The following is a 12,596-nucleotide window of genomic DNA, read 5'->3' as shown; positions in this document are numbered from 1 at the left end:
ACTCTCCTGATGTTATTATTATAAATTTATTGTTGTTTATTTAATAAATTAAATAACATCTGATTTAAATCTGCATTATTATTAGAATTATTTTGAGGAGACGGTTTATTTACAGGCTCCCGAGTTTTATTATTGACTGTAGATTTTATATTTTTTCTAATACTACTATCAAAAATTACATGATTATTATATTTACGAGTATTAACTGTAAAATATTCTTTTTTTACCTGTTTAATAAATTGATTAGTAGATTCTCTTGCATATTGACTAAAAGTATCTCCATTTAAGTTAGTATAAGATAAATATTTAATTATATTATTCACTTCTTTATAAATTTCTGGTTTGTCTTTTAATAATACACTAGCTAATTGTAAATATCTTATTGCTCTATTAATTTTAGTTTGCTGTTCCCATAAAGTCATATTAGTTCCAGGTAAATCTTCTTTTTTATATAAATAAGAATCATCACTAGCAAATATATTAAAATTTAATAATAATACAAAAAATAATATTAAATATTTTTTCATTAACTAAACTCCTTTCATAATTATAAAATTAATATCTTAATTCAAATTGATATATAACAAATTATTTTAAAAATTTTAAAATTTATTATAAAATTCTAGTATTTTTTTTTACAATTTGTTTTATACTTTTTTGTTATATTATATAATAGGTAATTAATCTAAGTTATATAATATAATAATTTTATGGAGGTATTCCGAAATGGTTGGAAATGGCAAAACTAAAAAGTATATTAATAGCTTTAACGTAATTGAAGAAGTTAAGATAGCTAAAACCAACGCTATTATGTCTGTATTAACTAAATTTGCTATTGGTAAAAGTTTAACTAATGCTCCTGAATTACAAGTTGTATTTGCTTTGGGACACAGGATGGAAACTAATAATAACGAAAGAAGATATAAATGGATTGATTCTGCTTACTTTTTTAGAGATAGAAAAGAAATCTATGATATTCTTAATGGATTGAAAAAAGCTTATAAGCAAATTGAAGCTGCTAATCAACCAACACCTAAAGATGTTAAACCTATTGTAGAATATAATAACCCAGCGAAGAAAAAAAGATTAAGTATTTATCCTAATATTTACGTAGATAATAGAACTAATACACCTGTAAAAAACGTATCTATCAGGTATTCTGTAGCTAGCGAAAACGGTGATAAACCTCAGTTTGCAGGAATTTCTCTCAATATGAATGAATTAAAGTGTATAATTGACACAATTCAAAGTACATATGATAATATACCATTAATCAAAACACAAATATTAGCAACACCACAATATCAGCAAATGCTTGAAAGAAAACTTCAAGCTAACCAATATCAAAACCAACAAACAGAATTTAATAATAATTCTACAACAGAACATTCTAATAGCGTAATAGATGATGAAAAATTAGATTTTAATGAAGAAGTTTCAGAAATTAATGCTATTGATGAATCAGAATTTGATTTCAATACAGATACTACTTCATCTGCCACTTCAGCAGAACCAGAACTTATAAACACTAATCTTCAATTTGATAATAGTGAATTTGATCCTGAACCAGAATTTTAAAAATTTTAAAAAAATAAAAAGCAAGCTGTGTAAAAAATGCACAGCTTGCTTTAACTCATTATAATAATATTATTATATTTTAATCTTATAAGTCATCAAAACGATACTTTTCAAAAGGAGAATAAATTTTACCTATTTTAGATTTAGTTAGCCTGAATAGTTTTCTACCTAAATACCCTTTTGTATATTTTTTTCTAATTCGAGTAATAATATTAAAATATAAAAATGGAATTCCTAATAATAAAAATAATGCATACCATCCACCTGGAATTTCACCTATAATTCCGTTTTTCCCGAATAAAAAGAATGGATCAAACTTAAATGTAACATAAACACCTATTGATAACCCTACTATACCACTATAGTAAACATAAAGAAATATTACATCTTCTGGTCTAAACCAATCAAATAAATCAATAATATTATCAAGATCTTTTTCTTGAAATAAAGCATAATCTCTATTATTGAAACCACTTACCATAGTTATCCCTCAAATACTATTTATTTTATTTCATTTATTTATTGCCCAAGTAAAGCCATAAATCCATAAATACCTTTTACTAAACTTACCATAATACTACCCATTAAAGTACCAACTACTAACAATAATATAGGCTGAATAAGACTCTGAACCTGTTCAAAAGTTTTTAATAATTTATCTTTATAATGTTCAATTAAATATTTGAATTGTTCTCCTAAATTACCTTTTTCACCTTGTTTTACTAATGTTATTGCTATATGTTCAAATAATCTTGGGTCTAATATTTTATGTAAAGGTAAACCTTGCTCTAGTTTAAAAACTGCATCAGTATAATATTTTCTTAAAAATACATTTTTTTCATTTTGTTTCAGAAATTTCAACGCAGTAACAGTATCATAACCAACAGAATAAAATGTATTTAAATTATCAAAAAATGACATATAAAATTTTAATTTATATATATTTCCTATTATTGGTATTTTAAAAAAATTATCCTGTAGGTATTCAAATATTTTACCTGATTTGAATAAATAAACTATACTACCAATAACACCAGCAAAGCCAATCCAAACTTCAGTACCATGTGCCTTCATAAATTCAAGGTATTTATACATATAATAAGTCTGAGGCGGAAACTTAGAAACATCTCCACCAGCCATATCCATTAATGTTTTCATAATTTGAGGTAAAATTTTATAAGTTAAAGCTATAATCAATAAAAATAAAACTGTAATAATAATTATTGGATAAGTCATAGCAGATTTTACTTTTTTATATAATTCAATTTTTTCTTTTAAATCATTAATTATAATTTCAAAAATAGATTGTTGCCCTGGTTCTCTGTTATTTTTAGGTAAAGCTAATGTACCTGTTTTTTCTCCAGTAAGTATCAAAGGTAAATAAGATTTATCTATATAATTAGTTTTATCTATAAAATCACTTAAAGCTTGACCTCGACTCAAATATAACTTTAATTCAGTAAATACCTGTTTCAAATAAGCTTGTTTTTTGTCTAAACTACTTAATATAAAATTTATAGATGTTTCCATACCATAACCTAAAGCCATTAAACTATTTAAAAAATTAAAAAATTCATATAATTCTTCTAATTTCAATTTCCTTTTAACATTTGCTATTCCTAAATCTTTTAGCAAATTTTCTATCACTTTAATTACCTCTTACTATATTTTTAATAATTAATAGTATACATCTGGGAACCAAACACTTTAAATAATTCATCAATTGATGTTACACCTTTTGTCATTAACTCTATTCCTGATTTAACCATACTTCTAAAACCATTTTGAATAGCTCTGTTTCTTATGTCTAATATAGAAGCATTATTATCAATTAACTCTTTTATAAAATCATCTACATCTAATACTTCAGCTACTACTGTTCTGCTTACATAACCAGTATTTCTACAATATGAACACCCCTCTAAAGAATGTGTAAATACATAATCTATATCTCTTAATAGTTCTATTTGTTTTATATTAATATGTTTAGTATTAAAATTTCTTATATATTCCTCTTTCGAAACTCTTAATTTGCAGTTAGGACATAATTTTTTAACCAATCTTTGTCCAATTACACCTAATAAAGAAGAAGATATTTGCCAGTTTTCTAAACCTAGGGACCTTAACCTCATTATAGCATCTATAGCAGTGTTAGTATGTAACGTTGAAAATACTAAGTGTCCTGTAATTGCAGCTGTAACTGCTTCTTTTGCTGTATCTAAATCCCTAATTTCACCAACCATTATAATGTCAGGGTCCTGACGAAGAAAAGCTTTTATAGCTGTTGCAAATGTAACTTTAAAATGTGGATCATATTCGACTTGTTGTATTGTCGGAATATCTACTTCTATAGGATCTTCTATACTCAAAATTTTCTTTGAAATATCCCTACCTAAATCAGTTAAAATAGAATAAAGAGTTGTTGATTTACCAGAACCTGTAGCACCAGTAACAAAAATAATTCCATATGGGTTGTTAATCAATTTAACTATTTTATCCAATTCATATTGTAAAAAACCTAAATCTTTTAAATTAAGTACATCTGTACCATTTGACGAATATAACCTTAAAACAATTGTAGGACCATAAGGTGTTGGCACTGATGAAAAACGAATATCATGAGTTTTTCCAGTGGTATCTTCTGTATACATAATTTTTGCATCTTGTATTTCAGTATCTTTATCATATGATAATTGAGCTTCTAAAAATAGGATTCTGGCAATTTGAGAATAAGTAGAAATAGTCCATTCTGTATATTTGACTAAAGAACCATCAACCCTAAACCTTATACTAACTCTGTCTTTGCTAGGTTCAAAATGTATATCAGAAGCATTATATTCATAAATAGCAGCATTTAATAGTTTATTTAATATATCTCTAATATTTAAAAAGTTATCAACCAATTTATTTGAGTCTGACTGTTCCGTGTAAAAACGAGGAATTAAATCCCCATTAACCAAAACAAAAAATATATCATTACTCTTTAAAATTGTTTTTATTTTACCTAAAATATGTAAATTATATAAAACATTATAACTTACTGCTATAATATATTTACTTGTATTAATTTTATCATGTAAAAAATCTTTACTTATATTAGTATCAATTTTCCCAAAATCTAACAATTGTTTTAATTTTTCTTTATTTATAGGCAACACATTTAATGCGTTTAATTGTTTATTTAAATCTTCATTGTTAAACAAATCAACATCTATTAAATCTGTACTTAATAAAGAATCATTAATATATAAAGTATTATAAGTATAAGCTAAAGTTTTATTAATTAAAAATTTTGGTACTTTATATTCTAATAATATAGAAATAATATTAGTAAATGATTTTTCATTTAGTCTGTTCTGAACTATTAAGTTTTCACTAACCTCACCTTGACCAAAATTAATCAGGTTTTCTAAAAATAAATCTATTTTTGTTTTCTCACTTCCTTGAGCAATCATATTATAACTACTCCTTAAACTATATTATAAAACATTCTTACCTTTATTACTTTGCTTTAGTGTATAAATCTACAGTTTGTAATCCAACAGATTCTGTACCTGTATTATAACTAATAAATAATTGTCTATTTTTATGTTTTTTATCTTTTAATATTATTCCACGGCTAGTAATTTTACTAATATAAATTCTCTTAGACGGGTCAATATAGGTACCTACAGTAGCTTTTAAAGGTATATTTCTATAAGATAATTCTGTATACCAAGTAGAACCTATAGCATAAATATCATTTATTGTAAGGTCATTTTTAACCCTAACAATATAAGGTATGTCATCTATAGATGGTTGTTTTTCAGGGTCAATTATTACAGAATCAGAATTATTAGAATGTAGTAACTTGTCGTTATTTACTGTTTCAATAGGTGAAGAAGTTGTAGCTAGGGTTGTTGTATTTTGCATACCTTCTGGCAATGAAGGTGCTGGCTCAGAAACAACAGTAGTAGACTGAGAGGTGGTATTGTTGGATTGATTTGAATATTCGCTCTTTAGTAACTCTTTATCAACTTCTAAACCTAATTCTTTTTCAATAATTGCTAAAACTAAACTTTTTTGTAATGTTTTATCCTGCTTTATATATTTAGGTGTAGCATTCAATATAGCTTTTAAAATTTGATATTTTGTTGAAGTTAGCTCAATTAAATCTTTTTTGGTATTTAATTCTTTTTGTTTAGCATATAAAATATTTCGTACAATTTCATCTATTTCATCATTTGATTTATTTCTTATAGAGTAATCATATTTTTCATTAGTTGTATTAGTTCTGGTAAAAGGTAATTTTGTTTGTTTTTTCTTAATTAAAGAAGTGTTTAGTAAGTTTTGTTTTGTATCCTGTGCCAATTTTTTTTGTTGTACTACTAATTGTGGTTTTTGAGTTGGTTTAACCTGTGATGGTGCTGTATAATTATTAGTAAAATTTGAAATATTATTTATCATATTAGGGTTATTCTTATATAATTTTACCCCAACAAGAACTATAACAAAAACACCTAATAAAATAAATACACGTTTATTTCCTAAACCTTTAGAAGAAGAAACTTTCATCTTAGGTGCTTTTATATTCATTTTTGGAATTTTAAAACTAAACTTTGGAACTTTAAAAGCAAGTTTTGGAATTTTAAATTTTGGTAATTTAAAATTAAACTTAGGCATATATTAACCCCCTATAATTATTTTCCATATAATGTAAGTGAAATAGTAAATGTATTATCTAAACTGTTATATTTTATAATATCATATGTTAATAAATACTTATTTAAAAGAGATTTTAAATATTCCATTATAATTATACCATTTTCAGTTAACTTAGATTCTGGAGTTTCTACTTGAGAAATAGAACTATCTTCTTTTTTTATTTTTAACATAAATGACTCAGATAGTATTCTCACATTAGTAGGTTTATTATTTATTTTGTAGAAATCAATATAATTGTCTATTACTTGAGATTTTTTGGTTTGAGGAGAAATAAGTTTTTTATCTTCTTTATTATATTTTTTTAAAATTTTTACAGGAGATAATAATGTTAACCTTAACATATCAATATCAAATATATTGTTTAATAAAATTATATTCTTAAAAATTATATTATTATTATTATTATATTTTTTCTTCCAGGATTCTATTTTTTTATATTGCTCATTATATATATTAACTAATTGAGTGTATTGTTGTTCAAGCTGTTGTAACATAGATACATTAATAGAATCATAAGTTTCCTTTGCTGTTTTTAAAAAATAGATAGAAACAAGTATTAATATTAATACTACCATTTTTATTCTGTTTATTTGTCCTTGCATGTTTCATAACCCTCTTTTATTAGTCAACTTTTTTCGCTATCTATTAATAACATTGATACTGGAATTGTTACTTCAATTAATTGTTTGTTTTTATCAGCAAAAACTGTATTTATACGTAAGGTTATAGGTTGTTTAAAAATACTTTTTAAATATTTTTGTATAATTTTTCCAAAATCTTCCATTAATAAAGGATTTATTATATCTTGTATTTGAGTATAATATAAATGCAGCAAATTCGTTTTTCTATCATATTTGAAAGAATGTAATTTATAATTCTTTATATTAAAAATTAACATACTTTCAATTAATTTAAAAATTTTATTATTTTGAGATTTCAATTCATTTAATAAAATATAATGACTATTAGTAGCAATTAAAGTGTTTAATTTATTATTATAATTATTTATTTGATTTTGATAGTAAATAACTTGATCATTTATATTTTTATTATATGTTTTAATATAAAAATTTAAAATTACACTCATAATAAGTAATAATATTGCTCCAAATAAATATTTTTTATATTTTTTTGATGTTAAATTAGTAAGTAATTTATTATATTCAACATATGTATAAAATTTACCTATATTAATATCTGTTTTTATTACTTGTACTAAATCAAAATTTATTAATTTAACATTTGATTCATTAATAATAGAATTTAATTCACTTTTAATTTGATAGACTAAGTCTGAATTTGAATAATATGTATTTATATACACTTTTATATTATTATTTTTTAGTAAAGTAATTCCTATTGTACTTGCTATAAAAGTCTCAAATAATTCTTTTATAGAACTGCTTAATTCCTCTTTAGTAACAGGTATAGCATTAAACTTAAATAAATTATTCGTATCTAATAAAGTAAAACATAAATAATTGTTAATATAATCTAAAAAAATTACTGTTTCCTGACTACTTTTATATGTTGTATTATTATAAAAATAATTCCATACAATAGATTCATAAGAATAAATATTTTTGAACTGGTATTTATTCACCAATTCAAAATCATCTTGCTCTATAGATGTTAAACTGGTAATAGTACCTAATTCTTTTGTTGATATAACATCAGGTACAAACAATGCAGGTAAACTACCTAATTCTTGTAACTGTTTTACATCATCATAATTTTTAAAATTAATATTTTCTATTTTATTAGAGTTACCGGTAAATATAACATAATCATTTTCATTAATTATATTTGGATCTACCAAATCTATAACATTACCCATTAATCTATAAAAATTACCTTGTATTTCCAAGTAAACGTTCATATAGCTCTACCTTTAAATATTTTTTTAAACATTTTTATTTTTCATATTTTTTTACTACATTAAGTTAATTCTACTACATGTGCTGTAATAATAACTATCATTTCTGTCTTAGTTTTTTCTTTCTTTTTATATTTAAACAAATTCCCTAAAATAGGAATATCTCCAACTAAAGGTACTTTATTTTCAATTTCATTAGTATTATCCGAAAGGATACCACCAATAACAATTGTTTGCCCAGATTTCATCTTTACTGTAGAACTTACAGCTCTAACAGATGTTTGAGGTAATTGCAAAATTATACCATTCAAACTTTTTTCATCCATTTTGTCCAATCTGTTAATTGTTACACCTAAATTTAACACAATATTATTGTCATCAGTTACTTTTGGTAAAAATTGTAAAACTACACCTGTTTGTAAAGTACCAGTTTCTACAGAATAAGATAAATCCCCACCAGTTAAAGAAGAATCACTACCTGAATCTGATGAAATATTAGAAATATATTTAATAATCTGTCCCACTGGAATAACTGCAGGTTGTCCATTGAGTACTAATTGACGTGGTTGTGATTTAACTGTCAATTTTCCTTTTCCTTTAACAAAACCAGCTATAAATTTAATTACATCATCTGCATCAGAAACTGTTAAAACAGGTAATGATAAACTACTAAATCCAGGTGGTTGTGTATCAAAAACATCTGGTGAACCAGAAACAAAATTTGTCCTAATACCTAATTTGTTACCATTATATTTTCCTAAAGCTAAAGCATTCCAATCTATACCTTGTTCTTTATTACTGTCATATGTCACTTCTAATACTTTAACATCAAGAAATACTTCTTTTGATAATCTTTCTTTTAATTTTTTAAAATAATTATCATACTTTTCGAAAAATGGAATTCTATCAGTAATAGTTACTGTACCTAAAGCCTTGTTTATTGTAAAATACCCTTTATTACTAGCTATAACACTTAAATCGTTTTGTATCTGCTGCCATAGGTCAGAATCTTTCATTTCTGTTTTTAATTCAAGATTTTGACTTGTTGTAGCTTGTGTACTACTATCACCAGAAGTACTTGAAGACATAGTAATATTATATTTTTGAATTACATTGATATAACTAACATCATATGTTTTAGTTTCAAATGCTTTTAAAACTACTTTACCAGGAGTTTTATAATCAAAACCAATACCATTTAAATTACAAAGTGTAACTAAATAATCATATAAACTGCCTTTGAAAGTGTATGGTATATTATGAACTAATTGAACACTATTTTTAACTTCTAATAACAAACCTATATTCGATAATAAATTACTTAATGTTTCTATAGGTGTTTTATTAGATGGAACAACTGTTACAAGCATTGCAAAACGTGAATCTTTATTTTTTAACTCTACAAATTTTCTATCTACTGAATTATCTACAGTTTTTGATTTTTTATTTTTATTAATATTTAATACATAATAATTATTTATTAACTTATGAGCAGTTTTCATTTCTTCATCTACGGTTCTTTCTTTTTTTACAATAGGTTTCGTAGATTTTTTTGTAATATCTTTTGGTATATATGTTTTCTTTCTAGCACATCCGCCCATAAATAATAATGATATTATTAAAATACCTAAACTAAATTTATAAAATCTTATTTTCATTTAACACCTCTTTTTTAATACCAATAATAATTATTATATTTATTATATTAAAATGTAGCTTGAACACCTGAACTTGTTGTTGTTACACTACGAGCTTTGTTTTTTAACATATTAGCGATCATAGTTTGCATACTAGTGAATCTATTTCCTGATAATGTATTTAATGGTATTGTATATGTTATAGAAGTACCATCTGAAGAAAAAGAATAAGTAATAGTTGTTTTGATTTGAGTATTTTTAAGTGCGTTTAAGTCATTATTAGGTACATAATTTTGTAGTACTGAATCAGTACATGCAGAATAATCCATGGAACCTTGAGCCTGTACGCAAATTTCAAACGCACTATTTAAAGCTTCAATCTGTTGAACGATAGATTGAGCAATAGCACTATCTTTAGCTTGCTTGTTAGGTTTAAATGCAGCATATAAAATTAATAATATACCTAATACTATAATTAATTCCATTAATGTAAATCCTTTGTTATTAAAAAATTTTTTCTTTTTTTGTTGTTTTCCATATTTTTTTCTAAACCACATATTGTATACCTCCCTAAATATTATTATCTTGTATAATTAATATAACAAACACACCAAAAAATTTTAAAAATTGTTTAAAAAAATTAATAATTTTTTACTAAATAATCTAATATCTGTTTTAAGTAGGCTCCTGAAAGTCCCCCTTTATATTGAGCCAGTACGTTACCTTCTCTATCTAGTATTACAGTATAAGGTACACTTGTAAGTCTTGTAAAACCTGTTAAAGACGCAGGAAATATCACAAATTCCGGATATTGATCTATATATTTCTTAGCATTTCTAAAATCTACTACACATAACATAACATTTATTAAACCTTTATAATTAGGATATAATTGACTCAATGTTTTAACATATTCTCTACAAAAAGGACATGTTGTGGTTACACCTACAGCAACTGTAGGTTTACCACGTAATTCTTGAGTTATATCAGGTATTTTAATACCTCTTAAACCCACTTGTAAATTAATTTCATCATAAAAATTATCCCCTATGCCAAAAATAGAAGCATCATTATTACTAAAACCTGTTCTTATATTAATACTTACAATAAATATTATAAGTGATAATATTATTAAAAATTTATTAAATTTCAGCTTTGTAAATAGTATCATCTATAATATCCCCATGTTCTAATAACATATTATTAATTTTAGAATCTATTTCATGAGAAGTAGATTGTTTAATACTTATATTATTTATTTTATGTTTATTAGAATCTAATTGTAGAGTAATATTATAAAAATTTAAAATTTCCTGTAAAATATCCAAATCAGTATCTTCAATTTCTGATTCTTCTTTATTTAATATTTTCTCATATAACACATATTTAAAGTAAGGAAAATAAAAGCTAGAAATATCAACTTTGTTCTTTATTAACTCTACTAACTCCTCTCCTTCATTATTCAATATTAATCCATTACTTGAGAAATCTATTTTAAAATATTTTGAAATAGTTTTTTCAACTATACTAAAAAAAGATGATGGAGTACATATACTAAAAAAGTCACTAACAAAAAATAAATCTCTTAAACTTGTTACTTTATTTGATTTTAAATTATTATCTATATCAAAATCATCAAACGAATAATAAATAGTTAAATGTTCTATAATATCAGATAAATTATTATACACTTCTATATAAGGTAAATTCTTAAATTTATTTAAATAAGAATATAAAGAAATAATATGTATTAATTCATATAATGAAGTCTTATTTTTAATAACAATATCATAATCTTCAAAAAAATCTATTAATTTACCTGATTCGTAATATTCTCTGAATAATTCGATAAATTCTAGTGTAAATCTCAACCCTTCATGAGCTGTGATAGCTTCGTCAGTAGGCATTATAAAACTTTTAGGTACCTTAATATTATATGCTTTTAAATAATCAGAATAATCTTCGCTCATTAAAATATTTTTTGTTCTTAAATAAGTAATACATCCTTTATTATATAATGCTTGTAATATCTGGTATGTAGTAAATAAATTCCCTGATGCTGATGATACTATATTATACATCGTAGGTAATGAATAATTCGTATTTGTACGTACAGTAATTCCTGTATCTGTAGAATATCCTTTTATAGTTAAAGGAATATTTATTTCTTTTTTTCTATCATAATAAGATATTAACTCTATATTATTAACTGAAAACAATATAGCTAACTGACTTCGTCCCAGTCCCTTATCATATCCTTGGCTTAATAATAAACTACTTAATACATGGCCAACTAATTTATCAAAAGCTCTTCTTATACTTTGTGCTCTTACATATTTATTTTTATGTGTGTTATCTATTTTCTCGCAATTTAAAAAAGCATTAATTACAGCCTTTTTCGTAATAGAACTAGAAACTACTCTATGAATTTGATTCTTTTCAACATTACATGTTTTTATTAAATAATTAACCACATCATAAGCGATACGTTCACCTTCAATATCTGCATCAGTAAAAATATAGATATCTCCTGCTTGAGCAGCTTTATTTTTTAAACCTTCTAATAATTTGTATTTACCATTAATAAATACATTTTCTAAAATAATGTTCCCTGAATTTGAAAAAGATACCCCTATATCAGCATTTGTTAAGTCAAATAAGTGACCATTAGTAGCAATATAATCTCTATTAGGTAAACTTTTATCTAATTCAGAATCACTTAAAATTTTTTCTATTGCATCTATTTTAGGTGATGATTCTACTATAATTAAAGTATTTTTACCCATTGTATTTACCTTTAT

Annotated in this window: 12 protein-coding genes; 1 reads left to right on the top strand and 11 read right to left on the bottom strand. The window is 24.0% G+C overall.

The genetic code is table 11. The annotated features are described in order from the left end of the window. Positions 1–26: 26 nt before the first annotated feature. Positions 27–527, bottom strand: coding sequence for a hypothetical protein (locus DEFDS_RS11175; RefSeq protein ID WP_013008898.1), 501 nt, complete (start codon positions 525–527; stop codon positions 27–29). A gap of 199 nt (positions 528–726) precedes the next feature. Between DEFDS_RS11175 and DEFDS_RS11170 the strand changes: the two genes are divergently transcribed. Further along, entirely contained in the window at positions 727–1,578 is an 852-nt protein-coding gene (locus DEFDS_RS11170) for a hypothetical protein (RefSeq protein ID WP_013008897.1), read from the top strand. Between the two features lie 85 nt (positions 1,579–1,663). Here DEFDS_RS11170 and DEFDS_RS11165 read toward each other — a convergent pair whose 3' ends face one another. The 10 genes from DEFDS_RS11165 to DEFDS_RS11120 form a co-directional block, all read right to left on the bottom strand. Beyond that, positions 1,664–2,059, bottom strand: a complete 396-nt coding sequence (locus tag DEFDS_RS11165) for a hypothetical protein (protein ID WP_013008896.1) — start codon at positions 2,057–2,059, stop codon at positions 1,664–1,666. A gap of 38 nt (positions 2,060–2,097) precedes the next feature. Next, entirely contained in the window at positions 2,098–3,225 is a 1,128-nt protein-coding gene (locus tag DEFDS_RS11160; protein WP_013008895.1) for a type II secretion system F family protein, read from the bottom strand. Between the two features lie 23 nt (positions 3,226–3,248). Beyond that, positions 3,249–5,033 carry a GspE/PulE family protein gene (locus DEFDS_RS11155; RefSeq protein WP_013008894.1) on the bottom strand — a complete coding sequence of 595 codons (1,785 nt, stop codon included), beginning with the start codon at positions 5,031–5,033 and terminating at the stop codon, positions 3,249–3,251. 46 nt (positions 5,034–5,079) lie between these two features. Further along, a complete protein-coding gene (locus DEFDS_RS11150; RefSeq protein WP_013008893.1) occupies positions 5,080–6,240 on the bottom strand; it encodes a hypothetical protein in 1,161 nt (386 codons plus the stop codon). A 17-nt stretch (positions 6,241–6,257) separates the two neighbouring features. Next, the gene (locus DEFDS_RS11145; protein ID WP_013008892.1) at positions 6,258–6,884 is read right to left on the bottom strand and encodes a hypothetical protein; all 627 of its coding nucleotides are present in this window, start codon (positions 6,882–6,884) and stop codon (positions 6,258–6,260) included. A gap of 23 nt (positions 6,885–6,907) precedes the next feature. Then, positions 6,908–8,161, bottom strand: coding sequence for a hypothetical protein (locus DEFDS_RS11140; RefSeq protein WP_013008891.1), 1,254 nt, complete (start codon positions 8,159–8,161; stop codon positions 6,908–6,910). Between the two features lie 59 nt (positions 8,162–8,220). Next, positions 8,221–9,816, bottom strand: coding sequence for a type II secretion system protein GspD (locus DEFDS_RS11135; RefSeq protein WP_013008890.1), 1,596 nt, complete (start codon positions 9,814–9,816; stop codon positions 8,221–8,223). Between the two features lie 47 nt (positions 9,817–9,863). Next, a complete protein-coding gene (locus DEFDS_RS11130) occupies positions 9,864–10,352 on the bottom strand; it encodes a prepilin-type N-terminal cleavage/methylation domain-containing protein (protein ID WP_013008889.1) in 489 nt (162 codons plus the stop codon). Positions 10,353–10,435: 83 nt separating this feature from the next. Then, on the bottom strand, positions 10,436–10,966 hold the full coding sequence (locus tag DEFDS_RS11125; RefSeq protein WP_013008888.1) for a TlpA family protein disulfide reductase: 531 nt from the start codon (positions 10,964–10,966) through the stop codon (positions 10,436–10,438). After that, complete coding sequence (locus tag DEFDS_RS11120) at positions 10,938–12,581, bottom strand: toprim domain-containing protein (protein WP_013008887.1); 1,644 nt, start codon at positions 12,579–12,581, stop codon at positions 10,938–10,940. Before DEFDS_RS11120 ends, DEFDS_RS11125 begins: the two co-directional genes overlap by 29 nt. Positions 12,582–12,596 lie beyond the last annotated feature (15 nt).

Source organism: Deferribacter desulfuricans SSM1 (assembly GCF_000010985.1).
In the GTDB taxonomy this organism is placed as follows: domain Bacteria; phylum Chrysiogenota; class Deferribacteres; order Deferribacterales; family Deferribacteraceae; genus Deferribacter; species Deferribacter desulfuricans.
The sequence above is the reverse complement of the archived record's forward strand: the minus strand, read 5'-3'. Positions and strand labels throughout refer to the sequence as shown.

What these genes read in the sequence shown, in the direction of transcription:
- DEFDS_RS11150 (WP_013008893.1), bottom strand. Translation starts at nt 6,240, where the DNA reads ATGCCTAAGTTTAATTTTAAATTACCAAAATTTAAAATTCCAAAACTT.
- DEFDS_RS11135 (WP_013008890.1), bottom strand. Translation starts at nt 9,816, where the DNA reads ATGAAAATAAGATTTTATAAATTTAGTTTAGGTATTTTAATAATATCA.
- DEFDS_RS11165 (WP_013008896.1), bottom strand. Translation starts at nt 2,059, where the DNA reads ATGGTAAGTGGTTTCAATAATAGAGATTATGCTTTATTTCAAGAAAAA.
- DEFDS_RS11120 (WP_013008887.1), bottom strand. Translation starts at nt 12,581, where the DNA reads ATGGGTAAAAATACTTTAATTATAGTAGAATCATCACCTAAAATAGAT.
- DEFDS_RS11125 (WP_013008888.1), bottom strand. Translation starts at nt 10,966, where the DNA reads ATGATACTATTTACAAAGCTGAAATTTAATAAATTTTTAATAATATTA.
- DEFDS_RS11170 (WP_013008897.1), top strand. Translation starts at nt 727, where the DNA reads ATGGTTGGAAATGGCAAAACTAAAAAGTATATTAATAGCTTTAACGTA.
- DEFDS_RS11130 (WP_013008889.1), bottom strand. Translation starts at nt 10,352, where the DNA reads ATGTGGTTTAGAAAAAAATATGGAAAACAACAAAAAAAGAAAAAATTT.
- DEFDS_RS11140 (WP_013008891.1), bottom strand. Translation starts at nt 8,161, where the DNA reads ATGAACGTTTACTTGGAAATACAAGGTAATTTTTATAGATTAATGGGT.
- DEFDS_RS11175 (WP_013008898.1), bottom strand. Translation starts at nt 527, where the DNA reads ATGAAAAAATATTTAATATTATTTTTTGTATTATTATTAAATTTTAAT.
- DEFDS_RS11155 (WP_013008894.1), bottom strand. Translation starts at nt 5,033, where the DNA reads ATGATTGCTCAAGGAAGTGAGAAAACAAAAATAGATTTATTTTTAGAA.
- DEFDS_RS11145 (WP_013008892.1), bottom strand. Translation starts at nt 6,884, where the DNA reads ATGCAAGGACAAATAAACAGAATAAAAATGGTAGTATTAATATTAATA.